Source organism: Bradyrhizobium sp. USDA 3397 (genome assembly GCF_054060965.1).
The window spans coordinates 7,630,607-7,653,480 of sequence record NZ_JBSSDS010000001.1; the positions used below are offsets into that span (position 1 = coordinate 7,630,607).

The window sequence follows — 22,874 nt, forward strand, 5'->3', positions numbered from 1 at the left end:
TGGCCCTAGATCGCCCGCAGCCCTTCCTTGGGCATCTCCCGGATCAGCACATCGATGTCGCTCTGCTCCAGCGTTTCCTTCTCGAGCAGCTTCTTTGCGGCGCGGTCCAGGATCGGCCGCCGCGTGGTCAGGATGCCCTGGGTGCGCTGGAACACCTGGTCGACGATGGTTTTCACCTCGTGGTCGACCGCGGCGGCGGTCTCCTCGGCATAGTCGCGCTCGCGCGTCGGATAGGGGCGGTCAGGGCCGGCCAGGAAGTTGCCGGGATCACGCTCATAGGCGACGCTGCCCAGACGCTCCGACATGCCGTAACGCGTCACCATGCTGCGGGCGATGTCGGTGACGCGGCGCAGATCGTCCGCCGCACCGGTCGACAGGTGCCCGAACACGATCAGCTCCGCGGCGCGGCCGCCGAGCAGCACCGCCATCTTGTTCTCCAGCTCCTCCTTGGTCATCAGGAAGCGGTCCTCGATCGGCCGCTGGATGGTGTAGCCGAGCGCGCCGACGCCGCGCGGGATGATCGAGACCTTGTGCACGGGATCGGTCCCCGGCAGTGAGAGCGCGACGAGCGCGTGCCCCATCTCGTGATAGGCGACGATCTCGCGTTCCCTGGGGTTGAGCAGGCGGTTGCGCTTTTCCAGCCCGGCGACCATGCGCTCGACCGCATTGTTGAAATCGCTCATGGTCACCGCTTCGGCGGCGCGGCGCGTCGCCAGCAGCGCGGCTTCGTTGACGAGATTGGCGAGGTCGGCCCCGGTGAAACCAGGGGTCAGCGCGGCAACGGCGTCTGCGTCGACATTGTCGGCGAGGCGCACCTTCTTCATGTGCACCTTGAGGATCTCGATGCGGCCCTTCTTGTCGGGGCGGTCGACCAGCACCTGGCGGTCAAAGCGGCCGGCGCGGAGCAGGGCGGGGTCGAGGATTTCGGGCCGGTTGGTGGCGGCGAGGATGACGAGCCCGGAGCGCGAATCGAAGCCGTCGAGCTCGACCAGCAGCTGGTTGAGCGTCTGCTCCTTCTCGTCATGGCCGCCCGCGAACGGGCCGATGCCGCGGGCGCGGCCCAGTGCATCGAGCTCGTCGATGAAGATGATCGCCGGCGCCTTGTCGTGCGCCTGCTGGAACAGGTCCCGCACCCGCGCGGCGCCCACGCCGACGAACATCTCGACGAACTCCGAGCCGGAGATCGAGAAGAACGGCACTCTCGCCTCGCCGGCCACGGCCTTGGCGAGCAAGGTCTTGCCCGTGCCTGGCGGGCCCACCAGCAGCACGCCTTTCGGCATGCGGCCGCCGAGGCGACCATAGTCGGTCGGGTTCTTCAGGAAATCGACAACCTCGCGCAGCTCGTCCTTGGCCTCGTCCACGCCGGCGACGTCGGCAAACGTGACGCCGGTGTTGGATTCAACGTAGACCTTGGCCTTGCTCTTGCCGATCGCCATCAGCCCGCCGCCGATCCCGCCGCCCTCGGCCATGCGGCGGCCGATGTACCACCAGACGCCGAAGAACAGCAGAACCGGCATGACCCAGGACAACAGGTCGCGCAGAAACGTGCTCTCGATCTGCCCGGTGAAGCGGACGCTGTGCTTCTCCAGTTCCTGGGCGACGTCCTGGTCGACGCGCGTGGTGACGAATTGCTTCTGGCCGCCGGACAGCGGCTCCTTCAGCGTGCCCTGCAAGGTGCGGTCGGAGATGCCGACCGCCTCGACTTTCCCCTGCCGCAGCAATTGCTGATATTCGCTGTAGGGGATCACCGCGATCTGGTTCGCCGCCGAGATCAGATACTGAATCAGGAAGACCGCGAAAATTGCGGCGATGGCGTATCCGATATTGAAACGGGCATTCTTGTTCATGGGGAGGCCAGATCCGATCGTGTTACGCGGGCCGGGCTAACGTCGAGGCGCATTTTGGCGCGCTCGCTCGGGCCCGGTGCGCCTCCGGACCTGCATCTTAGCGACAGAACTTCTCCTGCTGCCATCGGTTCCAGTCATCCCAAACGCGGGCTCGGCAGCGCCGTACGCAGGCGATCGAGATGCCGGGCAGCGATAAGGCCCGGTTGCAGGCCGGGCCTTTGCATCAGCTCACCAGGGATACCAGTAAGGATATGCCGCCGGATAATACCGGACGGTCCGGTAATAGCGGGGGCCATAATAGTATCGCGGCGGACCATAGACCGGCGCATAATAGACCGGAGGTGCGGCCGCGGCGGCCAGCGCTCCGGTGAACAGGCCGAGCGCGATGGCCGGACCGATGCCTGGACCGCCCCAATGATGATGATGGCCCCGCCAATGGGCCGAGGCCGGCGCAACGGTTCCGATGAGGAGCGTTGCTGCCGCGGCGATTGCAAGAGCAAGCTTTCTCATGTGACTTCCCTCGACTTATGCCCGCGCAAGCGGGCTTCTCAATCCTTTGCATGAGTTTCGTCTCGCCAAACACGGGGCCCGGCTGCATTCGAACTTAGGATCGGCCGTGACGACTTCAAGTCTCGTGCTGCGGCTCCGACGTTTGGTCGCGGCGCGCAGGGGCGTCACTCGCGGAGGAGAGAGGCGTTGGCCGCCATCGTCACTGCCGGGTGTGCCGTCCAATTCCGCCGGTCGAAATGTCCGCGGCTCATTCCTGGGCCAGCATGGATGTCGTGCCTTGCGGTGACAGCCGGCCGCTGTAATTTGAGCAAAACATCAAAGGAAGGAATCCATGGGAGGAGTCTTGGAGGGCGTGCGCGTGCTCGATTTCGGGCGCTATATCGCCGGGCCCTATTGCGCCACCTTGCTGGCCGAGTTCGGGGCCGAGGTCATCCGCGTCGAGAAGCGCGACGGCAGCGAGGACCGGTTCGTCGCGCCGGTGGGTGAAGGCGGCGAGGGCGCGCTGTTCCTCCAGATCAATCGCAACAAGAAGGGCATCACGCTCGATCCGATGAAGGCGGAAGGCCAGGAGGTGATGCGCCGCCTGATCGCGACCGCGGACGTCGTGGTCGCCAACCTGCCGCCGCAGACCCTGCGCGCGATGAAGCTCGATTACGACTCGCTGAAGGCGATCAAGCCGGACATCATCCTGACCACGGCGACCGCGTTCGGCGGGCCGGGCCCGTGGTCCGACCGCGTCGGTTTCGACGGCGTCGGCCAGGTGATGTCGGGCTCGGTGTACATGACGGGCGCGGGCGATCCGCCGTACCGCGCCGCGGTGAACTGGGTCGATTTCGGCACCGCGCTGCACTGCGCCTTCGGCACGCTCGCCGCGCTGATCGAGCGCGGCAAGTCCGGGCGGGGGCAGATCGTCGAGGGCGCGCTGCTCGCAACCGCTCTGTCCTTCACCAATGCCACGCTGATCGAGCAGGCTGTCATTAACGTCAACCGCGTGCCGACGGGCAATCTCGGCCAGACCGCCGCGCCCGCCGACATCTACCGCACCAAGGACGGCTGGGTGCTGTGCCAGGTCACCGGCCATCCGCTGTTCAAGCGCTGGGCGCGGCTGATGGGTGAGGAAGATGTGTGGCTGAACGATCCGCGCTTTGCCGACGACATCAGCCGCGGCAACAACGGCCCGCTCATCAGCGAGCGGATGGCGCGCTGGTGCGCCGAGCGGACCACGCAGGAGGCCGTCGATACGCTCGGCCAGGCGATGATCCCGACCGGCCCTGTGCTCTCGCCGCAGCAGGCACTGGATCATCCGCACATCCGCGCCGCCGGCTTCATGCAGGATGTCGACTATCCCGGCCTGCCGAAGCAGGCACCGGTTGCCCGCGCCGCGGTGCGGCTGTCGGAAACGCCGGGCGAGATCGCGCACCGCCCGCCGACCCTCGGCGAGCACACCGACCGCGTCCTCGCCGACCTCGGCTATGGTGCGGACGAGATCGCGGCGCTCCGGCAGAGCGGCGTCATCTAGCGGCATATCATTCGGTTCCGCAGACTGCCGTGCTTCACCTCTCCCCGACGGGGAGAGGTCGGATTGCTAGGACGCGCAATTGCGCGGCGTAGCAATCCGGGTGAGGGGCCCGCGGCATTCAGAGAGACCTTGACCCCTCACCCGGACCGCATCTTCGATGCGCTCCGACCTCTCCCTTCGGGAGAGGTGAACCAAGCCCTGCGCGTCACAGCAATTGCTTCAGCGCCTTGGCATCGGCGGGCGCTGCGCTCTTCTGGTCGTTGTCGAAATAGACATAGACGTCGCAGCCCTGCCGCTTCCACGACTTGATGCGCTTGGCCCATTGCGCCAGCGTGGGTTTGGTATAGTGCCCGTGATAGCGCCCGCTTGGCCCGTGTCCGCGCACATAGACAAAATCCGCCGTACGCTTCCACGGCGCGGGCGCGTCGTGATGATCGGACAGGCACAGCGAGATGTTCTCCTCAGCCAGCATGCGCAGGATGCGCGGCTGATACCAGCTCGGATGGCGGAATTCGAAACTGTAACGCCGCTTTCGTGACAGCAGCTTGCAGAACGAGGCGAGCCGGTCCGCATTCGCCTCGAATTGCGGCGGCAGCTGGAACAGGATCGGGCCGGCCTTGCCGCCGAGCCTGGAGATGCGGTCCTCCAGCAGCTCGAGGCTGTTGACGGAGCGCTCCGACAGGCGCTTCCAGTGCGTGATGAACTTGGACGCCTTCCAGGCGAACACGAAATCGCGGCCGGTCTGCTCCCGCCATCCCTTCACCGCCTCCGGCGTCGGCGTGCGGTAGAACACCCCGTTCAGCTCCGTGGTGTCGAACTGCCCGGCATAATAGCTGAGCTGCTGCTTCAGCGTCACGCCCTCGGGGAAGAACGGGCCGCGCCAGGAGGCGTAATGCCAGCCCGAAGTTCCGATCAGAACGCGCGCCATGTTTCACGTACCATTCGTTGCCATTTGCCGGAGGGAACGTCCGTGTGGCCGATACGTTTCTCGTGAGCATCAACGGTGAGGACCGGAACCGATGTACGCGCTGTTCGAAGGCAACAAGCAGATCGGCAATCCCTTTCCGACCGAGAAGGAAGTGTGGGAAGCCGCCTTGATCGAAGGCCTCGTCACCGACGTCCCCGTTGCCGACGAGGAGGGTGGCCACATTCTGCCCGCCGGCTATCACGTCGAGCGCGTGGACGAGACATTCGCGCCGCGCCCGGACTGGAAGCTGCCGCGCGAAATCTCGTGATGCTGATCTCTCGTGGTCGGGGACTGGCGCGGCTCGTTCACCTCTCCCGCTTGCGGGAGAGGTCGCGCCGAAGGCGCGGGTGAGGGCTTTCTCCTCTAGGGGATTGTCCCATCGCGGAAACACCCTCTCCCCAACCCTCTCCCGCAAGCGGGAGAGGGAGCGCACCGTCCCCGTTGCGGCGATCAAGCCTCATGGCATGGCGCTTTAATTCGACGCCAGCGCCGCCTTGGCGACTTCGGCCATCCAGCGTGAGGCCACGGGCAGGATCGCGTCGTTGAAGTCGTAGCGCGGGCCGTGCAGCTCGGCGCCCTCGCGCAACTCGCCATTGCCGATCCAGACGAAGGCGCCGGGCCGCTGCTGCAGATAATGGGCAAAATCCTCGCCGGCCATGCTCGGCGCGAGATCGCGCCGCACCGGCGCCTGCACCTTCTCCGCTGCGATGCGCGCGAGGTCGGCCTCGTCGGGCGTGTTGATCACGACGCCAACCCCCCAGACGATCTCGGGCGTGACCTTGACGCCGAAGCTGGTCGCAATTCCGGCGCAGGTGCGCGTGATGCCGTCGAGGATGACGTCCTTGACCGCCTCGCGGTGATAGCGCAGCGTGCCGCGGATGGTGACGCGTCCGGCGATCTGGTTCGGCGCGGTGCCGCCTTCGATCGTGCACAGCGACAGCACGGCGGTGTCGAGCGGATCGACGCCGCGCGAGGTGACCGATTGCAGCGCGACGATGAGGTGCCCGGCCGCCACCACGGGATCGCGAGTCAGATGCGGCATGCCGGCGTGCCCGGCGTGGCCCTCGATAGTGATGGAGATGCGCCCGCCGGAGGCCATCACGACGCCGTCGTGCACGGCGATGGTGCCGGCGGCAAGGCCCGGCCAGTTGTGGAAGCCGAAGATCCGCTCCATCGGAAAGCGATCGAACAAGCCGGCCGCGACCATCGCCCGCGAGCCGCCAAAGCCTTCCTCGGCCGGCTGGAAGATGAAATCGACCGTGCCGCTCCAATCGGTATCAGTGGCGAGCAGCGCTGCGGCGCCCAGCAGCGCGGCGGTATGGCCGTCATGGCCGCACGCATGCATCACGCCGGACGTCGTCGAAGCGTAGGGCAGGCCGGTGTCCTCGGTGATCGGCAGCGCATCCATGTCGGCGCGCAGGCCAACCCGCCTCTGCGCGTGGCCGCGCCTCAAGGTTGCGACGATGCCGTGGCCGCCGATGCCAGCCTCGAAGGGAATGCCGAGCTCGGTGAGCTTCTCCTGCACGAACGCAGAGGTCTCTTTCTCCTGGAGCGACAGCTCCGGGTGGGCGTGGAGGTGCCGGCGCCACGCGGTCAGTTTCTGGTGCAGTTCGGGGGACAAGGCAGGGATCTTTCGCGAGGAGGATCGACTTGAGTCAGCATAGCCGATTATTGGACCGCTGCATCAAGCGCCAGCAAATGGCTCGCGTGCAAAGCACGCCGCTCTTTCCCCGTCATTCCGGGTTCGCGACTTCGTCGCGCCCCGGAATGACGAGCATGGGTGTTATGCCAGCTTCGCCAGCCCCTTCCAATCAAACCCGATCCCGTGCCCGTGCCTGTCCGGCGCCAGCGCCAGCCCGTCCTTCAGCACCAGCGGATGCTCGATATACTTGTCGAGCCCGAATCCGTGCGCCTCCAGATAGGATCGGTTCGGGCAGGCCGCGAGCAGATGCACGGTGATGTCATGCGCGCCATGGCTGGTGACGGGCAGGTTGAACGCTTCCGCCAGCCGCGAGATCTTCATGAACGCGCTGACGCCGCCGCAATTGGTGACGTCGGGCTCGGGATAGGACACCGCGCCACTGGCGATGTAGTTCTTGAACTCCCACAGTGAGCGCAGATTCTCGCCCGTCGCGATCGGCACGCCGCCCGCCTGCATGATGCGCACATGGCCCGCGACGTCGTCGGGGATGATCGGCTCCTCGAGCCAGGTGAGGTCGAAAGGAACGAAAGCGCGCGCGGCGCGAATCGCCTCCTCGACCGTCCATTTCATGTTGGCGTCGGCCATCAACGGAAAGCCGTCGCCGAGATGTTGCCGCATCGCGGAGATGCGCGCGACATCGGACTTGAGGTCGGGCCGGCCGACCTTCATCTTGATGGCGCGAAATCCCTTGGCGAGGTTGCCGTCGGTCTGCTTCAGCAGCGCATCGACGGAGAGATCGAGATCGATGCCGCCGGCATAGCACGGCACGTGCGCATCGAAGCCGCCGAGCAGGCGGTACAGCGGCAGCTTGGCGCGCCGCGCCTTCAGATCCCACAGCGCGATGTCGAGTGCCGAGAGCGCCAGCACCGCCGGCCCGCCGCGCCCGCCATAATGCAGCCCCCACCAGACATGATGCCAGATCGCCTCGGTATCCTCGGCCTCGCGCCCTTCGACCAGCGGCGGGATCTCGCGCTTGAGAATGTCGGCCACAGCCCCGCCGTTGCGCCCGACCGTATAGGTGTAGCCGACCCCTTCGGCACCGTCGGCATCGCGGATGCGGCAGGTGATCAGCTCGAACGCCGTCATGTCGCCATGCGTGGAGTCCGACAGCGTGATGGGGAGGGGAATCCGGTAGAGCCCGGTCTCGATGTGTGCGATGCGCGGCATGTGGCCTCCCTGTTTTTTTGTTCTTCGTAGGGTGGGTTAGCTAGCGGCTGCGCGAAGCGCAAACGCTGGCGTAACCCACCTCTTCTGTCACCGCGGATACGAACAGTGGTGGGTTACGCCCCGCGGTTTGCACTACGCGCAATCCGCGGAGCTAACCCACCCTACGATCTACCGCATCGTCGCGAGTTGCACCGCCAGCGCGCAGGCGCGGTCGTATTCGTCGAGATTGATCCATTCGTCGACCGTGTGCGCCTCGTTCTGGCCGGCGCCGAATGTTACGGTCGGAACGCCGTGGCGGACCATCCAGTTGGCGTCCAGGCCGCCATTGGCGGCGCGCACGTTCGCCGTTCCGCCCACGGCAGACACCGCCTCGATCGCGCGTTTGACCACCGGCAGATTCTCCTTCATGCGGAACGGATAATAGTCGGTCTCGGCCTTGAACTTGACCTTGCCGGACTTGCCTTGCGCGTTGGTGACCTTCTTGGCCGCTTTCTCGAACGCGGCCTTGTAGGCCTTGGTGATCTCCTTGAAGAACTTGCCGTCATGGCTGCGGCTCTCGCCGCGCACATGCACGTAGTCGGTGACGACGTTGGTGGCATCGCCCGCGGGGCGGCCTTCGCCACCGGTGACAGGGCCGACATTGCTGGTGCCTTGCCTCTTGCCCTTCACCACCTTGCCGAACCAGCCGCCGGCCTTCACCTCCGCAAGCGCCAGCGCCATGATCATGGTCGAGGAGATGCCGCGCTCCGGTGCGACGCCGGCATGCGAGGCGCGGCCGAAGATCTCGACCGTCCAGCGGTCGGCGCCGACCGCCCCGATCACGACATTGGAGGCCGAGCCGCCGTCATAATTGAACGCCATCACCGGCTTCCCGAGCTCGTCGAGCTTGACGTGCCGCGCGCCATAGAGCCCGCTCTCCTCGCGCACGCAGAACAGAAGCGTGATCGGCGGATGATCGAGCTTCTGCTTTTCGAGCTCGGCGGCCAGCGTCACCAGCACGCCGCAGCCGCAGCGATTGTCGCCGCCGAGCGCGGTCCTGGCGTCGTTGACGATCTTGCGCCCCGTCAACTTTGGCTTGGCACCGGCGCACAGCGGCACGGTGTCCATGTGGGTCATGAACATGATCCGCGGCTGGTTGTGCAGCGCGCCGCGGCCGGGCAGGTCGACGATGAGGTTGCCGGTCTCGGTCGGCACCGGAATCCGCGTATTGGCGTCGTCGAGCCGGATCGCCTCCGCCGGCACACCGCTCTCCTTCAGCGCAGCCGTGAGCTCCCGCCCGATCGCCGCCTCCTGCCCGGTGACGCCCTCCACGGCGAGGAAGCGCATGAGACGATCGGTGGCGGCTTTGGTGTCGACAGGCATGGACTCGAATTCCCTTGATGCGGATGGCGGCGCAGCATCTCCTGCGCTTCCGCATTTCGCAAGGGGCTCAGACGCGCTGCGTGTAGATCAAGAAGATCAGCACGCCGAGCGCCAGCGCCGCCGCCATGAACAGCAGCACTGCCGGCAGCCCCGCGAGCGCGGCCACCGCGCCGGTGACGGATTGCATCAGCGCAGTGCCGAGAAAGAAGGCGAGATTGACGGCCGCAAGCGCCTTGCCGGCGACCTGCGCATCGACCAGTTGCCTGGACATGCCGAACAGCAGCGGCTGCGCCGACGTGAAGAGCCCGATGAGCACGAACAATGCCAGATCGTAGGACGGCGGCATGACGTTCACGCCGAACAGCCATGCAACGGCAAAGTGCGGCGCTCCCAGCGCCATCAGCGCGAGCAGCAGCGCCGCGATCGCATGCGTTCCGGCGACCAGCTCGCGGCGGCGGCCGAGCCTGCGGTCGATCATGCCGACCAGCAGCGGGCCTGCGATCATCGCCAGCGTGAACGCGCCGAGCTGGTTGCCGGCCTCGATCCGCGTCAGGCCCTTGATCTCCATCAGCCAGGGCCCGCCCCAGAGGCCGCGCAGCACCAGCGTGCTCGCCAGCGACACCATCGCCAGCGCGATCACGCCGCGCAGCGGCCGCGACAGGCCGAGCCTGACCACATCGATCATCTGCGACAGCGGCGAGGAATCGTCCTTGTGCTCGGCCGCCTGGTGCGGCACCAGCGCGAACACCGCGAGCGCCACCACGACGCCGCCGATCGCGGAGATCCAGAACCCCGCGCGCCAGCCGTAAGTGTCGATCACAAAGGCGAGCGGGCTCGCCGACAGCAGCATGCCGATATTGCCGATCGAGAGGATGGCACCCGACCACAATCCGAACCGCTCCGCCGACAATTGCTTGGCTGCGAGCGTCATCGGGCACATCAGCATGCCCGAAGTCGCGACGCCGAGCAGCAGCTGCCCGACGGCGAAGCTCTCGGGTCCCGTCGCAAACCCCGAGGCCATCGCGCCGAACACGGTTCCCGCCAGCAGGGCGAGCGACACCGGCCGCACGCCGAACCGGTCCATCGCCGCCCCGACCGGGATCTGCGAGGCCGCAAAGGCGAAGTGGTAGACCGACGTGAGGCTCGCCAGCGCCTGCGACTCGATGTGGAAATCCGCCGCCATCAGGTCGAGGCTGACGGCCGGAATGGTGCGCAGCAAGGTCGACAGCATGTGGCCGCAGGCGAGCGCGATCAGCGCGAAGATCAGCGCGCGGGTGGCGGTGCCCGCGTCGTCGGCGGCGGTGGTCATGAGCGTCCCGTCCCGAGAAGGTTTTGGGGTGGGTTACATGATCGACGGGGTGGGTGCCAATGGCGGCAGCGCGCCCCCCTCATGCCGGAATGTGACCTCGGACTGGTACTCGAGCTATCGAGCAATGCCATTGCCGAGAGCTAGCTGCATTGCAACGCACCACTTTCGAGACGGCGCTCACCCCGGTACGGAGTCATGGCGTTGCGCCCCGGGGATGAAGTGTTGTGGGCGTCTCCGCGGTGCGCGCGACGGTTGCATCATCTTCGCTCTTGGGAGCTTCCGTTGGCGGACGTAGGAACAAAGGAGACATCGTCTCTCTTACCCAGGTTAAGGAGACCTGATCATGCTGTCGTCGAGACCACCACGGCCCATTCGCACGACGCTCGATCTTGCGAACGCTGAGCAGGTCAAGTCGGTACGCAGGCGGCTTCGCATCTCCAATGCCGATCTGGCCAGGATCGTCGACAAGATCGGCAACTCTCTGGCGGCCATCGAGAAGGAAGTGGAGCTCGAAAAACTGGCCGTTCAGCAGGGTAGTGCCAGGGACGCGGCGACGACCCTCGAATGAATCCAACCCATCACGTGGGAAAGGAGAATTGCGATGAACGGTCTGATCTACCTCATAGGGCTAATCGTTGTGATCGCCGTCATTCTTTCGTTCTTCGGCTTGCGATGACCCGCCACGGCCCGGCAGGTGACCGCCGCGCCGGTGGAGTCATTCTTAATGTCGCGTGCAGCAAATGATTGATCCGCACCAGGTCAATACCATCATAGCGACGACGGTTTGCGCGTTCTTCAAGGGCCTTCCGGACGCTGAAATCGGACCTGAAGAAGCCAAGCTGCTGGCCAAGCAGATCACTGAAGCGCTGAACGCTGCCGGACTGCAGATTGTCCCTGTGGAACCGGCGATCACAAGGCCCTAGCTCTATGGTTGCGGCACCGGGCTTTCTGGCTCAAAGGTCCGTCAGGTGGGGGGACGGCGCTAGACCCGTTCGAAAGTATCGACGTTGGTTGTGACGGCGCGCCACCAGTTCGATGGCTTGAGCTTTGCGGGGTCGCCCTCGCTGGCGGCACTCAGCGCCTGGTCGGCAACCACGAACCAAGCGGTCTCCATTTTCTCGTGACGCAACAATCCCGTGTACGAAACGACGCTGTCGCCCGTGGCGGACGAGCCCACGGCGACGAAGCCGATGCAATTGCCCCGATGAAATCCGGTGACCTGCACCGTTTGTCCATAGAAGCCGCTGTCTTCAAGCGCGGTCTCGAACGTGCCTTCGACGCGCTCCTCCGTCTCGCTGATGATGCGCAGGATGGAGCCGAACTGATTTCGCCAACTGCCGACCCATGACATCCCGGTTCTCCCATGGTCATTTGCCCGGTGTGATGTGCAGCCGGTGCAATCGATGCAGCTCCCCGGCGGCGGTCTTCATCAGGCCGCGCGCCGCCTCACGGTCCCGGCCGACGATGAACCCCGATGCAAAAGCCACGGCGCGCCGGTTCGCCGGCGGCGCCGCCAACGCTGTCTCCGTCGCCAGCTCTCGATGCGTCATGAAGTCGTTGAGCGATCCTAGCGCGGATTGGATCTGCTTCAGCTGATCGGAGAGATTTGCGAGCTGTTTCTGGTCGCGATCGCTATACAGGCTCTTGAAGAAGTCGACGGCGTAACGGATCTTCTTGATCTTGATCCGCAGCCTGTGACGCTGCATCGGGTCGAGATCGTCCAGATGCTTGCCCTGCTTGCGCGCCTTCCTGATCCGGCGGTCCAGCACCGCCGCGGCGTAACCGGCAATCGACCGGTCGTCATCGGGGCGGGGCTGTCCGGTTTCGATCCACTCGATCACGTCGATCAGCAGGCGGCGGTAGCGGGGCGATTCGACGGCCTCGCGGGCGCGCGCGAAGGCTGCGCCTCGCTCCGTGGAAAATTTCTCGGCGATCGCGCGTGCGCCGCGATTCGGCACGCCTTGGTCCGCGATCGGCAGAATGCTTTCCGTGAGAAAGACGTCGATCTCGCGCGCCGGCGCCAGCTCGCCCGTGAGCCATTTGAGCTCGGCCTTGATCCGCTCCGTGCTGGCGCGCGGGAGGATGTCGGAGAACAGCGAGATCGCCGCCCGCAGGCGCCGCAGGCCGACGCGCATCTGGTGGACACCTTCCGAATCCATGTCCCGCACGGGATCGGCATTCGCCGTGATCTGGCGAAGCGTCGAATGTGCGATCACGCCGAAGGCATTGCGCGGCGAGAGCTCTCGTTTCAGCTCGACCCGTTCGGCGTATTGCGCGCCTGCGCCGTTTCCCGTCACGAGTTGAAAGCCTCGCTCGGCTTTCGAGCGCAGATCGAGCTCGACGCCCGTTTTGCGTTCGACATTGCGTGCCAGTCGAAACAGATCGGCGATTTGCCCGGATTTCAATTCCAGCTCGAGCTCGGCGACCAGCCGCGAGCGCCGCCCGGCGCCGATGCGGCCACGGTCGACGGCGAGCTCGATCTGGCTCCGTCGCACCCGCCTTGCTTCAGTCGTGCGATGAACCTCGGTCCGAAACACCGGCCGCAGCTTGCGCGGAAGTTTTTTAGACGCGAGATCCGCAAGAGGCGTGTTCTTGACCTTCGTCAAGTCGGGCCTTGCGCCTGCGACGTCATGCTCCCATTCGCCGCGCGTCGCGGCTCCGGAGCCGTCGGCCTTTACGGTCTGCACATAGCGATCGCCAACCTTGCGGACGCGGAGCGTGAGGCCATGGCGCCTGAGCTTCTGCTTGCTGGTGTCGTAGTAGGTCGACACGAGTGCCTGCTCCGACCGGTCGCTGTGTCGTCCGTTCAAAGCGCCGTCGCGCAAGATGGATGACAGCTTTCGCGGCGCAAGGCGGAATTTGAGTTCCGTTTCGGCATTCATCGGACTGTGCTTCCGTTGCCGATTCAAGTCGGCGCCGGTGCGGGAAGTTCCGTGTGCACGGGGTTTTCGAATCTCCATGCGTCCGTCCGTCATCCGCGTCCGGCCGGACGCCATCACGTCAAGTTCCGTAGCAGCTTCAGCGCATCATCCAGCAAACAATCGATCTGTCTCCGCTCGCTGATTGTTTCCCTCGTGAACCATCCATGCTTCCGCGCATTCCGGTTTCGGAACGGCGCGTCGGCAAGACGCTTCTTGTTGTAGGCAACCTGCGTGGTGAGCCCACTGACATTCGCCGTTGCCAGTTCGCAATTCGATTTCAGGATCTCGACCGGCTGCTTTGCGCCGGCAAGCGAAGCCTGCAACTGCGTGACCTTGTACTGGGTCGATTTGAAACAGCACGTCGTTGGCCTTTACCGGCACGTTCGGCTTGATCGGGATCGCCACAACTTGTCCTGCACATTCGATAATTAAAAAGAGCGAGAAATGTCGCGAGGATAGGTCCGCCTGTTAACAGCGAGATAGACCCAAACAACCCGCCCCCATCGCACCAGTTTGAATTTCGAGACACAAGCGACAGCGGAACGACCATATAGGCCAGAATAGTGATCATGGCTGGCCCTCACTGTTAGGTTGTGCTATCGTGATGCGGTGGAGGTAGCCGAAGCCGCACGTCGAAGTGCCCTTCAACGACAAGCTTTATCGCCCAGCAATCCTGTTTCGATTATGCAGACGCCATGCGGCGTCGACGTCGCACGTTCATTTGCACGCTCCCTCGCTCACCAGCGATTCAAGTGGCTCCGTCGTTTTCTGTACAAGGAATGATGTATGCGTATCACAGCACTGAATCAGATTTCGGAACGCTCGGCGTGACCGCGACGTTGTGCGGGACCGAAATAGCGCCTGCCCAGCACACGGCAGCCCTGCCATCCATGAAAAACAATCGGCACCGCCCGCGGCACCCGCCGAGCGCGCGACGCCGAATTCCGAACGAACCGACGATGGAGACCGTATTACATCACTGAAGAGGAGGACCCGATATGTTTCGAGGATTTCTGCCCCTGACGTTGTCTCTCTGCCTCGGCGCGGCAGCCGCGCCCGCGGCGCTCGCCCAGGCGGCCATCACCGAACAGGAGGCGCACGCCATCGCGGTTGACGCCTACGTCTACTTCTACCCGCTGCTGTCGATGGACGTATCCCGCAAGCAGTTCACCAACGGCACCACCGATTTCAAGGGCCCGATGAATACGTTCGTCAACGTGGCCGAATACCCGCCGGCGGATTTCAAGGGCGTGGTGCGTTCCAACTTCGACACGCTGTATTCCGTATCGTGGCTGGACATGACCAAGGAGCCTGTCGTCATCTCGGCGCCGGATACCGATGGACGCTATTATCTGCTGCCGATGCTCGACATGTGGACCGATGTTTTTGCGTCGCCAGGCTGGCGCACGACGGGCACCAAGGCCGGGACGTTTCTGGTGACACCCCCAGGCTGGCGGCCGGATCTGCGCGACAAGTTTGCCGAGGAGTTCAAGCTTCCGAAAGACACCCAGCGCATCAACGCGCCGACGCCTTACGTCTGGCTGATCGGCCGGACCAAGACCGACGGCCCGCCGGACTATGACGCGGTTCGCAAAATCCAGGCCGGCTACAAGGTCACGCTTCTTTCCGAATATGGCAAGGCGCCCAGACCGCTTGATTTCAAGCCCGACCCAAGCGTCGATATGAAGACACCGCCAAAAACCCAGGTCGATACCATGTCGGCGGGCGTCTATTTCGCCAACGCCGCCGAGTTGCTCAAGCTGCATCCGCCACATATCACCGACGAGCCGATCCTCGCGCAGATGAAGAAAATCGGCATCGAAGTTGGCAAGAGCTTTGACATCGGCAAGCTCGATCCCACCGTGCAGCGGGCGGTGGAAGCCGCACCGAAGGATGCGCAAAAGCTGATGGCCTGGAAGCTGCCGACGCTGGCGCGGGTTGCCAACGGCTGGTCGATGAATACCGACACCGTGGGCGTTTATGGCAACTATTACCTGAAGCGGGCCATTCTCTCGCAGCAGGGGCTGGGCGCGAACGTGGTCGAGGACGCCATCTATCCGCTCAATCTCGCCGATGAATCCGGCAAGCCGCTCGATGGCGCGAACAAGTACACCATCACCTTCGAGAAGGGCGCCACCCCTCCGGTCAATGCGTTCTGGTCGATCACGCTCTACGATCAGGACGGATTCCAGGTCGGCAACACACTGAACCGCTTCGCGGTGAGTAGCTGGATGCCGTTCAAGTACAATGCGGATGGTTCGCTCGATCTCTATTTCCAGAACGCGAGCCCCGGCAAGGAGCTCGAAGCCAACTGGCTTCCAGCGCCGAAGGCGCCATTCAACCTGACGATGCGCCTGTACGCGCCGAAGTCTGAGGCGCTGACCGGAAAATGGAATCCGCCGCCGGTCGTGAGGTCGCAAACAACGGTGGGGATCTCGGCCCAATGAAAGTTGACGGCACGCCGGCGCTTCGGCGCCGGCGTTTGACCGCGCGAAAACAATCATCCCTGAAGAGGAGCCGGCACCATGTTGACGAAACGCGACCTTCTCCGTTCCGCGGCGCTTGCTGCAATCACTGTCACGACGACCAAGGCTATCCCGGCCAACGCGCAGGCCAAGACGGAATGGCCGGACATCCGCGAGGCCAAGGCCATCGCCGAGGAAGGCTTCATCTACGGGCTCCCGATCGTGATGAACTACGCTGTGATGTACGAGTATTCTGTCGACAAGAATTCGGGACAATACAAGGCGCCGTTCAATCAGATCAAGAATGAGCCACGGGTCTTCACCTACAAGGACACCGCGGTTATCACCCCCAACAGCGACACACCGTATTCGTTTGCCTGGATGGACCTGCGAGCGGAGCCGGTTGTCCTCTCGGTGCCGGCGGTGGATCCCAAGCGCTACTACTCGATCATGCTGTGCGACGGCAACACGTTCAATTATGGATATATCGGTAGCCGCGCGACCGGCAGCGATGCCGGAGACTATATGGTTGCTGGACCAGACTGGCAGGGCGCAACGCCTGCCGGTATCAAGAAGGTGTTCCGGTCCACGACGCAGTTTTCCATCGCTGGCTATCGGACGCAGCTTTTCAATCCGGCGGACATGCCTAATGTCGAGAAGATACAGGCCGGATTCAAGGTGCAGCCGCTCTCAGCCTATTTGAAGCAATCAGTCACAGTCGGTACGGCCGCCGTGGACTTTCCCAAGATCGACAAGGAGTTGGTGAAGAAGAACTTCTTCGAATATCTCGACTTCTCCTTGCAGTTCGCACCTGCGGGGCCGGAGGAAAAGGAAATCCGCGCGAGGCTCGCGCGCATTGGCGTCGGCCCCGGCAAGACCTTCGATTTCAAGGAACTTCCGATTGCTCACAAGCTCGAAATCGGCTTTGGCATGAAGGACGGCGAGGAGAAGGTTGAGAAGTATCTTGCTGGCGGGCAAAAGGAGGTCAATGGATGGAAAATCGGGTCGCTGTTCGGAGACCGGGCATTCTTCAGCGGCGACTGGCTGAAGCGAGCCGCCGCAGCCAAGGGCGGCATCTATGGCAACGATGCGGAAGAGGCAATGTACCCCTTTACCAAAGCTCTCGCCAATGGTGAGGCGCTCGACGGCAGCAAGCACAATTACACGCTGACCTTCCCGGCAGGACAAGCTCCACCCGTAAATGCATTCTGGTCGGTGACGATGTATGATGGCAAGACGCAGTTGCTGATCGAAAATCCGATCAACCGATACCTGATCAACTCGCCGATGCTGCCCGACATGAAGAAGAATGCCGACGGCTCAGTGACGTTGTACATCCAGCACAAATCGCCAGGCGCTGACAAGGAATCCAACTGGCTGCCAGCACCTAACGGGGATATTTACCTCGTCATGCGGCTGTACTGGCCGAAGACCGAGGCACCGTCGATCCTGCCCCCCGGCAACGGCACCTGGAAGCCGCCGGCGATCGTCGTGGCGAGCTAGCATTCGGGTCGGTCCGCCATCGCCGGAAGGTGATGGCGGACGCAGCCTGGTTGTCGACGTGTGCCCGATCCGAAGCAGGGACAATGGAAAACAAGAGAGGATCCGAACATGGCTTCGGCCAACGGGTTTCCGTTATGAACCGCCGCGCGGTGCTGTCTGCGTTTGCAGCGTTCACCGCGTTTCCTGTCGTGTCCGCCCTGGCGCAAACGCCCGCGGCCGATCCGCTGCCGTCGTGGAATGATACGGCGACCAAAAATTCTATCGTCACCTTCGTCGAGCGCGTGACGAAGCCAGGCTCGCCCGACCTGGTGCCGCCTGCCGAGCGGATTGCCACCTTCGACAATGACGGCACCTTGTGGGCGGAGCAGCCGATCTATTTCCAGGCTGCCTTCGCATTCGACCGCGTGAAGGCGCTCGCCCCGCTGCATCCGGAGTGGAAGGACAAGGAGCCGTTTGCCTCGCTGCTCAAGGGCGACATCAAAGGCGCGCTCGCCGGCGGCGAGGCCGCCATCTTCCAGATCGTGACGGCCACCCATTCCGGCATGACCACGGTGGAATTCGACCAGATCGTGCGCGACTGGATCGCCACAGCCAAACACCCGGTGACCGGGCGCCTCTATACCGAGATGGTCTATCAGCCGATGCTGGAGTTGCTCGCCTATCTGCGCGGCAACGGCTTCAAGACGTTCATCGTCTCCGGCGGCGGCATCGACTTCATGCGCGTCTTTGCCGAGCGGGTCTATGGCGTCCCGCCCGAGCAGGTGGTGGGCAGCAGCGGCAAGCTGAACTTCGAGCTGCGCGACGGCAAACCCGTTCTCATGAAACTGCCCGAACTCGATTTCATTGACGACAAGGCCGGCAAGCCCGTCGGCATCCAGATGCACATCGGCCGCCATCCGATCGCGGCTTTCGGCAACTCCGACGGTGACCTGCAAATGCTCGAATGGGCCAAGGGAGGCGGCGGTGTCCGCTTCGCCCTTATCGTGCACCATACCGACGCCGAACGGGAATGGGCCTACGATCGCCATTCCTCCATTGGCCGCCTCGACAAAGCGCTCGACGCGGCCCAGGCGATGGGCTGGACCGTTGTCGACATGAAGAACGACTGGAGGAAGATATTTCCATTTGGAAGCAAATGAACATCAAGTGGACGGGGCCGTTTTCGCAATGCCCGATGGAGGAATAGTAGGCGATGTTCTCGCGACTTTAGCGCAACAGTTGCGAAGGATTTTTGATCTGGACCGTTTTCAGAGCGATAGCCTACGACGAGCTATTATATCTATGGCAATCTCGGGTAGAGCACTGTGGTCTCCAGCCATTGGGAGCAGGTATATGGCGCACCACCTTCCCAAGCGAAGTTCCAACCGTCAGCGCACGTGCCGCGGCCTCGGCGCGGCTCTGCTAATGTTGGGATCGATGTCCGGGGCGGCCTACGCCGACGAAAGCGGCGTTTCCTACTGGCTTCCCGGACGCTTCGGCAGCCTTGCAGCGACACCTCAGGTGCCGGGCTGGTCCATGGCCGCGGTGTACTATCACACCTCGGTCGAAGCATCGGGCGCCGTCGCCGCGGCAAGGCAGATCCAGATCGGCAGATTCCCGGCAACGGTGAACGTCAATCTTAATGCCAGTCTGAACGCGCAGGCCGATCTGATTCTTTTGAATCCCACTTACACTTTCGGCACACCGGTGCTTGGCGGACAACTGGCCATCGGCATCACTGGCCTGTTCGGCCGAGCAAGTACCGGCATTGACGGAACGCTCACCGCGGCACTCGGACCGCTGGTGATAACCCGCGAGGGAAGCATCTCGGATTCCCTCACCTCCGTCGGCGACCTCTATCCGCAGGCCACATTGAAGTGGAACGCCGGCGTGCACAATTTCATGACCTATGTGACGGGCGACATTCCGGTGGGCGCCTACGATCCCGCGCGCCTCAGCAACCTCGGCATCGGCCACGCCGCGATCGACGCCGGCGGCGGCTACACCTACTTCAACCCGGCCGCGGGACACGAATTCTCCGCCGTCGCGGGCTTCACCTACAACTTCAAGAATCCCGACACGCAATACCAGAACGGGATCGACTTCCATGTCGATTGGGGTATCTCGCAGTTCCTCTCCAAGCAGTTTTTCGTCGGCTTCGTCGGCTACGGATATCAGCAGATCACCGACGACTTCGGCCAGCATCCGCAGCTCGGCGGTTTCCGGTCCCGCGTCTTCGGCATCGGCCCGCAGTTCGGATATCTCTTTCCGATCGGCGACATGCAGGGATATCTCAATCTGAAAGGCTATGGCGAATTTGCCGCCGAGAACCGGCCGTCGGGATGGAATGTCTGGCTGACGTTCGCGATCTCGCCGACGGCCCCCACCAGCACGCTGACACCGGCGCGCCGGGTGGTGACGAAGTAAGGCACATCGCGCGGAAAGCGGCAACCGATGCTACCCGATACGCCGACTGTCAGTCAGCTATCCCACGTTATCTCGCAGGCTGCGGCGCCCGCGTTTCTTCTGGGCGCGCTGGCAGCCTTCATTGCGGTCCTGATCTCCCGTCAAAATCGTATCGTTGACAGAACGATTGTCCTGAACGGGATACCCGAGGACGATGTGAGATGCCGGCTGAAGGCTGATCTGCCACGTTTGATGCGACGTGCGGCCATGCTGAACCGGGCAATCTTCTGGGCCGTGATCGGCAGTATTTCGGTAGCGGTTCTTGTCGTCGTCGCGTTTGCAAGCGCGTTTCTTCAGATTCAGCATGAGCGCGGGGTGGCCATCCTGTTCATGGTTGCCCTTGGTGCGTTCACTGCATCGCTTGTTGATTTTGCCCGCGAGGTGCGAATCGCACTGAGCGAGTTCGATCATTACGCCTGACGCAGTGTTCAACCCACCCATCAGCCGGAAGGGACCAGCACCAATCGCCTGAGTGAATAACCAGCCCAGAGCAGCTCTTTATCGACTGATCAACAGAGAGGCCGGCGGTGACGGCGACGTCGAGCTTGCAACTCCGGGCAATGTCGAATTTCGGCACTCCGTCTGCCACCGGCACAACCAACTGACGTCCCCATCATAGAAACGGTGATAGGCATTTCGGCCTCCCGATCGGTCCGACGCCGTCCCGCACGGCTCAGGCTCTCACTCAATTGCTAATCGAGCTTCGTAGCTTCGTACATATGGCCCCCTAGATCCATCAGAGTCTTCGTCTTCTAGGTCAGGTCTCGCGCCGGAAATGACGCGCTCCAATTCGCCCGTGCCACGACCGGCGCCGGAGGTCGCGCCGCAATCTACTTCAGCTCATTCAGAAGCTTCCGAGCGTCCTCCAGCAAAGTCTTCACTCTGTGTCGCTCGGCGCGACCATCCGGTGTGCACATTCCATGTCGATATGCATTCCGGTTGCCCTTCGGAGCGCCCGACCTCGGCGCGCCGCCATGCATGCGGCAGCGGGGCTTGCCGTGCATCGCCGGCGCGCGGCAGGCGGTGCCGTCGCGCGTCCGCGCCCCGCAGCGCGGGCTCGTCACCATCGCGTGCGTGTTGCGGACGTGGCCGCCGCTCATGCGCGGGCGCCTTGCGTTGCGTCCGCCCATTCGGCTTCGCCGGCCGCGCCCGACGCAGTGTCCGGATGAGCGTCGATCAGATGAGCATGCTGCGTGACGTTGCCCACGATCGCCCGTCCGCCATCCTGCACCGACAGGTTTTGCACCGTGATCCCGCGCTCGTCGCTGTTGCGGTGGCGATTCAGCGCTTCGACCTGGGCGGCGAAAGTGCGGGAGAGCCGGGTCAACGCGCGGGCGATGCCCTCCTGCTGCGCGAGATCGTCGGTGCAGGCGAGCCGGCATGCACAGCGCATCGCCGCCATGTGCACCGACACCATCTGCGACACCAGCATCGCCTCGACGGAATCCTTGGGCGCGATGCTCCTGATCGTCGAGATCATGAAGGCGAGATTGGCTTCATCCGGCTTCTGCCCGACCACACTGGCCTTGACCAATTGCCTCAATATTCCGTGCATCGCGTCACGGTCGGCGGCGCCGAGCGCCTCGACCAGCAGCTGCTCGCCGGCATGCGGGTCGGGATGGCGGATCGCGATGCGCCGCTTGTAGAGCTTTACACGCGGCGGCGCAGCGGGGACGCTGCGATCGGATGCCGCGAGCGGTGAGGGGATGTGGCGTTCGAGAGCTGTCGTCATGGGCATGTGTCCTTTGAGCGCGCAAGCGCGAACGGCCGTTCGCCGCTGCGCGCGAATGCGGATTTAGGAATGTCGATGAAGGGTTTAGGCGCAACCGCGTCGGCACGGGTCCGGGCCGGCAGGCCGTGACGCTCGCGACTGTTGCGATGATGGCATTATGGCACTGTTTTGCCCGACGTGACAGAATTTATTTCGTAAATCCGAAAAATTTTCGTACGCCCCCGCAAGTCCTTGTTCTTACAGGGGCGGTCTACTGTGCATGGGGTTGTTTTCGCACTTTTGTTTCTGGAAGCGGCACGCACGTGCCCTGCGGCGGAATGCCGGCGCTCATACGCGATTGCGAAATCCGGCACGGCCGCTATTCATGACTTCTACGGCGTCGCACCAACAAGCATGCACAAGCGGCGCCAAGAGGTCTGGGAGAGAACGAATGCAACGAACCGCCCGCCTGCTGGCAGTCATCGCAGGTCTATGCGCCTTGGCGCTGGCGACAGAGGCTCTCGCGCAGAAATATCCGTCGCGGCCGGTCAAGATCATGGTCGGCTTCAGCGCGGGCGGCCCGGTCGACGTCGTCGCGCGCATCATCGGCGATCGGCTCAGCAACAAGCTCGGCCAGCCCTTCGTGGTCGAGAACCGCGCCGGCGCCAACGGCATGATCGCGGCCGAAGGCGTCGCGCGTGCGGACGCGGACGGCTACACTATGCTCGCCTGCAATTCGTCCACGATCACGCTCAACAAGACGCTGTTCAAGGACATCCGCTACGATCCGCAAGTCGATTTTGCGCCGCTCACCACGGTGGTCTCGGCGCCGCTCGTCCTCGTCGTCAACCCCGAGAATCCCAAGACGGCGAACGTCAAGTCGGTGGCCGATCTCGTCGCTGCGGCGAAGGCCGCGCCCGGCGCGCTCGCCTACGGCTCCGGCGGCAACGGCAATCTCGCCCATCTCGCCATGGAGCTGCTCAGCCAGAAAGCCGGCATCAAGCTGATCCATGTGCCCTATCGCGGCGGCTCGGCCGCCGAGGTCGGCATTCTCGCGCAGGAGGTGCTGGCGGTGTTCGATCCGCTCTCCGCCGTGCCGCTGGTCAAGGCCGGCAAGCTGCGCGCGCTGGCGGTGTCCTCGGCCGAGCGGCTGCCGGCGCTGCCCGACGTGCCGACCGTGGCGGAAGCCGGCTATCCCGGATTCGACATCTCGTTCTGGGTCGGCTTCTTCATGCCCAAGGCAACGCCCGCGCCGATCCTGGAAACCCTGCACCGGGAGATCGTCGCCGCCGCCAAGGATCCCTCGGCCGAGGAGAAGCTTGGCGCGCAGGGCGTCGTCAGCGTGCTCAGCCCGGCCGACTACGCCGCGAAGATCGCCAAGGAGACCAAGGAGCTCGCAGAGGTGGTCGCGGCGGCGAACATCAAGGCGGAATAGGGAGCGACGCG

22 protein-coding genes are annotated in these 22,874 nt (G+C 63.8%); 10 read left to right on the top strand and 12 right to left on the bottom strand.

Annotated elements, in window-relative coordinates:
- Window positions 1–5: 5 nt before the first annotated feature.
- Complete coding sequence (ftsH, locus tag ACVWYQ_RS35520; RefSeq protein WP_404542872.1) at window positions 6–1,847, bottom strand: ATP-dependent zinc metalloprotease FtsH; 1,842 nt, start codon at window positions 1,845–1,847, stop codon at window positions 6–8.
- Between the two features lie 228 nt (window positions 1,848–2,075).
- Entirely contained in the window at window positions 2,076–2,357 is a 282-nt protein-coding gene (locus tag ACVWYQ_RS35525) for a hypothetical protein (protein WP_036002069.1), read from the bottom strand.
- Window positions 2,358–2,688: 331 nt separating this feature from the next.
- Here ACVWYQ_RS35525 and ACVWYQ_RS35530 point away from each other — a divergent pair, with 331 nt between their 5' ends.
- The gene (locus ACVWYQ_RS35530; protein WP_404542869.1) at window positions 2,689–3,876 is read left to right on the top strand and encodes a CaiB/BaiF CoA transferase family protein; all 1,188 of its coding nucleotides are present in this window, start codon (window positions 2,689–2,691) and stop codon (window positions 3,874–3,876) included.
- A gap of 205 nt (window positions 3,877–4,081) precedes the next feature.
- Here ACVWYQ_RS35530 and ACVWYQ_RS35535 read toward each other — a convergent pair whose 3' ends face one another.
- Window positions 4,082–4,804: a DUF72 domain-containing protein gene (locus ACVWYQ_RS35535; protein ID WP_404542867.1), complete on the bottom strand. Its 723-nt coding sequence runs from the start codon at window positions 4,802–4,804 to the stop codon at window positions 4,082–4,084.
- A 91-nt stretch (window positions 4,805–4,895) separates the two neighbouring features.
- Here ACVWYQ_RS35535 and ACVWYQ_RS35540 point away from each other — a divergent pair, with 91 nt between their 5' ends.
- Window positions 4,896–5,111 carry a hypothetical protein gene (locus ACVWYQ_RS35540; protein WP_109144595.1) on the top strand — a complete coding sequence of 72 codons (216 nt, stop codon included), beginning with the start codon at window positions 4,896–4,898 and terminating at the stop codon, window positions 5,109–5,111.
- Between the two features lie 204 nt (window positions 5,112–5,315).
- On the opposite strand, the gene ACVWYQ_RS35545 is transcribed toward ACVWYQ_RS35540, so the two are convergent.
- The 4 genes from ACVWYQ_RS35545 to ACVWYQ_RS35560 form a co-directional block, all read right to left on the bottom strand.
- Window positions 5,316–6,464 (bottom strand): amidohydrolase, encoded by a 1,149-nt coding sequence (locus ACVWYQ_RS35545; protein WP_404542864.1) that lies wholly within the window; start codon window positions 6,462–6,464, stop codon window positions 5,316–5,318.
- Between the two features lie 162 nt (window positions 6,465–6,626).
- Window positions 6,627–7,712 (bottom strand): mandelate racemase/muconate lactonizing enzyme family protein, encoded by a 1,086-nt coding sequence (locus ACVWYQ_RS35550; RefSeq protein WP_404542862.1) that lies wholly within the window; start codon window positions 7,710–7,712, stop codon window positions 6,627–6,629.
- 168 nt (window positions 7,713–7,880) lie between these two features.
- Window positions 7,881–9,074: a M20/M25/M40 family metallo-hydrolase gene (locus ACVWYQ_RS35555; RefSeq protein ID WP_271542323.1), complete on the bottom strand. Its 1,194-nt coding sequence runs from the start codon at window positions 9,072–9,074 to the stop codon at window positions 7,881–7,883.
- A 67-nt stretch (window positions 9,075–9,141) separates the two neighbouring features.
- On the bottom strand, window positions 9,142–10,383 hold the full coding sequence (locus ACVWYQ_RS35560) for an MFS transporter (RefSeq protein ID WP_404542860.1): 1,242 nt from the start codon (window positions 10,381–10,383) through the stop codon (window positions 9,142–9,144).
- Between the two features lie 343 nt (window positions 10,384–10,726).
- Here ACVWYQ_RS35560 and ACVWYQ_RS35565 point away from each other — a divergent pair, with 343 nt between their 5' ends.
- A complete protein-coding gene (locus ACVWYQ_RS35565) occupies window positions 10,727–10,951 on the top strand; it encodes a hypothetical protein (RefSeq protein WP_271542319.1) in 225 nt (74 codons plus the stop codon).
- A 172-nt stretch (window positions 10,952–11,123) separates the two neighbouring features.
- Window positions 11,124–11,306: a hypothetical protein gene (locus ACVWYQ_RS35570; RefSeq protein WP_271542317.1), complete on the top strand. Its 183-nt coding sequence runs from the start codon at window positions 11,124–11,126 to the stop codon at window positions 11,304–11,306.
- 59 nt (window positions 11,307–11,365) lie between these two features.
- On the opposite strand, the gene ACVWYQ_RS35575 is transcribed toward ACVWYQ_RS35570, so the two are convergent.
- The 3 genes from ACVWYQ_RS35575 to ACVWYQ_RS35585 all read right to left on the bottom strand — a co-directional run bounded on the left by ACVWYQ_RS35575 (window position 11,366) and on the right by ACVWYQ_RS35585 (window position 13,627).
- Entirely contained in the window at window positions 11,366–11,734 is a 369-nt protein-coding gene (locus tag ACVWYQ_RS35575; RefSeq protein WP_404542857.1) for an avidin/streptavidin family protein, read from the bottom strand.
- A 16-nt stretch (window positions 11,735–11,750) separates the two neighbouring features.
- Window positions 11,751–13,265: a CYTH and CHAD domain-containing protein gene (locus tag ACVWYQ_RS35580; RefSeq protein ID WP_456727031.1), complete on the bottom strand. Its 1,515-nt coding sequence runs from the start codon at window positions 13,263–13,265 to the stop codon at window positions 11,751–11,753.
- A 113-nt stretch (window positions 13,266–13,378) separates the two neighbouring features.
- A complete protein-coding gene (locus ACVWYQ_RS35585; protein WP_456727032.1) occupies window positions 13,379–13,627 on the bottom strand; it encodes a hypothetical protein in 249 nt (82 codons plus the stop codon).
- Window positions 13,628–14,302: 675 nt separating this feature from the next.
- Here ACVWYQ_RS35585 and ACVWYQ_RS35590 point away from each other — a divergent pair.
- The 5 genes from ACVWYQ_RS35590 (at window position 14,303) to ACVWYQ_RS35610 (ending at window position 20,137) form a co-directional block, all read left to right on the top strand.
- Window positions 14,303–15,751, top strand: a complete 1,449-nt coding sequence (locus tag ACVWYQ_RS35590; protein ID WP_271542306.1) for a DUF1254 domain-containing protein — start codon at window positions 14,303–14,305, stop codon at window positions 15,749–15,751.
- 78 nt (window positions 15,752–15,829) lie between these two features.
- On the top strand, window positions 15,830–17,272 hold the full coding sequence (locus ACVWYQ_RS35595; protein ID WP_271542304.1) for a DUF1254 domain-containing protein: 1,443 nt from the start codon (window positions 15,830–15,832) through the stop codon (window positions 17,270–17,272).
- 134 nt (window positions 17,273–17,406) lie between these two features.
- The gene (locus ACVWYQ_RS35600; RefSeq protein ID WP_404546280.1) at window positions 17,407–18,411 is read left to right on the top strand and encodes an HAD family hydrolase; all 1,005 of its coding nucleotides are present in this window, start codon (window positions 17,407–17,409) and stop codon (window positions 18,409–18,411) included.
- A gap of 277 nt (window positions 18,412–18,688) precedes the next feature.
- Window positions 18,689–19,678, top strand: a complete 990-nt coding sequence (locus ACVWYQ_RS35605) for a SphA family protein (protein WP_404542851.1) — start codon at window positions 18,689–18,691, stop codon at window positions 19,676–19,678.
- Between the two features lie 27 nt (window positions 19,679–19,705).
- Window positions 19,706–20,137 carry a DUF2721 domain-containing protein gene (locus ACVWYQ_RS35610; RefSeq protein ID WP_404542850.1) on the top strand — a complete coding sequence of 144 codons (432 nt, stop codon included), beginning with the start codon at window positions 19,706–19,708 and terminating at the stop codon, window positions 20,135–20,137.
- 410 nt (window positions 20,138–20,547) lie between these two features.
- Here the strand turns inward: ACVWYQ_RS35610 and ACVWYQ_RS35615 are convergent, their stop codons facing one another.
- Window positions 20,548–20,847: an HGGxSTG domain-containing protein gene (locus ACVWYQ_RS35615; protein ID WP_456727033.1), complete on the bottom strand. Its 300-nt coding sequence runs from the start codon at window positions 20,845–20,847 to the stop codon at window positions 20,548–20,550.
- The gene (locus ACVWYQ_RS35620) at window positions 20,814–21,449 is read right to left on the bottom strand and encodes a hypothetical protein (RefSeq protein ID WP_456727034.1); all 636 of its coding nucleotides are present in this window, start codon (window positions 21,447–21,449) and stop codon (window positions 20,814–20,816) included. Before ACVWYQ_RS35620 ends, ACVWYQ_RS35615 begins: the two co-directional genes overlap by 34 nt.
- A gap of 430 nt (window positions 21,450–21,879) precedes the next feature.
- On the opposite strand from ACVWYQ_RS35620, the gene ACVWYQ_RS35625 reads away from it, so the two are divergent.
- On the top strand, window positions 21,880–22,863 hold the full coding sequence (locus tag ACVWYQ_RS35625; RefSeq protein WP_456727035.1) for a Bug family tripartite tricarboxylate transporter substrate binding protein: 984 nt from the start codon (window positions 21,880–21,882) through the stop codon (window positions 22,861–22,863).
- Window positions 22,864–22,874: the final 11 nt, after the last annotated feature.

Coding starts and splice junctions, on each gene's coding strand:
- ACVWYQ_RS35610 (WP_404542850.1), top strand. CDS start 19,706: ATGCTACCCGATACGCCGACTGTCAGTCAGCTATCCCACGTTATCTCG.
- ftsH (WP_404542872.1), bottom strand. CDS start 1,847: ATGAACAAGAATGCCCGTTTCAATATCGGATACGCCATCGCCGCAATT.
- ACVWYQ_RS35590 (WP_271542306.1), top strand. CDS start 14,303: ATGTTTCGAGGATTTCTGCCCCTGACGTTGTCTCTCTGCCTCGGCGCG.
- ACVWYQ_RS35595 (WP_271542304.1), top strand. CDS start 15,830: ATGTTGACGAAACGCGACCTTCTCCGTTCCGCGGCGCTTGCTGCAATC.
- ACVWYQ_RS35615 (WP_456727033.1), bottom strand. CDS start 20,847: ATGGGCGGACGCAACGCAAGGCGCCCGCGCATGAGCGGCGGCCACGTC.
- ACVWYQ_RS35555 (WP_271542323.1), bottom strand. CDS start 9,074: ATGCCTGTCGACACCAAAGCCGCCACCGATCGTCTCATGCGCTTCCTC.
- ACVWYQ_RS35600 (WP_404546280.1), top strand. CDS start 17,407: ATGAACCGCCGCGCGGTGCTGTCTGCGTTTGCAGCGTTCACCGCGTTT.
- ACVWYQ_RS35605 (WP_404542851.1), top strand. CDS start 18,689: ATGTCCGGGGCGGCCTACGCCGACGAAAGCGGCGTTTCCTACTGGCTT.
- ACVWYQ_RS35525 (WP_036002069.1), bottom strand. CDS start 2,357: ATGAGAAAGCTTGCTCTTGCAATCGCCGCGGCAGCAACGCTCCTCATC.
- ACVWYQ_RS35570 (WP_271542317.1), top strand. CDS start 11,124: ATGATTGATCCGCACCAGGTCAATACCATCATAGCGACGACGGTTTGC.
- ACVWYQ_RS35535 (WP_404542867.1), bottom strand. CDS start 4,804: ATGGCGCGCGTTCTGATCGGAACTTCGGGCTGGCATTACGCCTCCTGG.
- ACVWYQ_RS35540 (WP_109144595.1), top strand. CDS start 4,896: ATGTACGCGCTGTTCGAAGGCAACAAGCAGATCGGCAATCCCTTTCCG.
- ACVWYQ_RS35575 (WP_404542857.1), bottom strand. CDS start 11,734: ATGTCATGGGTCGGCAGTTGGCGAAATCAGTTCGGCTCCATCCTGCGC.
- ACVWYQ_RS35620 (WP_456727034.1), bottom strand. CDS start 21,449: ATGACGACAGCTCTCGAACGCCACATCCCCTCACCGCTCGCGGCATCC.
- ACVWYQ_RS35550 (WP_404542862.1), bottom strand. CDS start 7,712: ATGCCGCGCATCGCACACATCGAGACCGGGCTCTACCGGATTCCCCTC.
- ACVWYQ_RS35560 (WP_404542860.1), bottom strand. CDS start 10,383: ATGACCACCGCCGCCGACGACGCGGGCACCGCCACCCGCGCGCTGATC.
- ACVWYQ_RS35580 (WP_456727031.1), bottom strand. CDS start 13,265: ATGAATGCCGAAACGGAACTCAAATTCCGCCTTGCGCCGCGAAAGCTG.
- ACVWYQ_RS35565 (WP_271542319.1), top strand. CDS start 10,727: ATGCTGTCGTCGAGACCACCACGGCCCATTCGCACGACGCTCGATCTT.
- ACVWYQ_RS35625 (WP_456727035.1), top strand. CDS start 21,880: ATGCAACGAACCGCCCGCCTGCTGGCAGTCATCGCAGGTCTATGCGCC.
- ACVWYQ_RS35530 (WP_404542869.1), top strand. CDS start 2,689: ATGGGAGGAGTCTTGGAGGGCGTGCGCGTGCTCGATTTCGGGCGCTAT.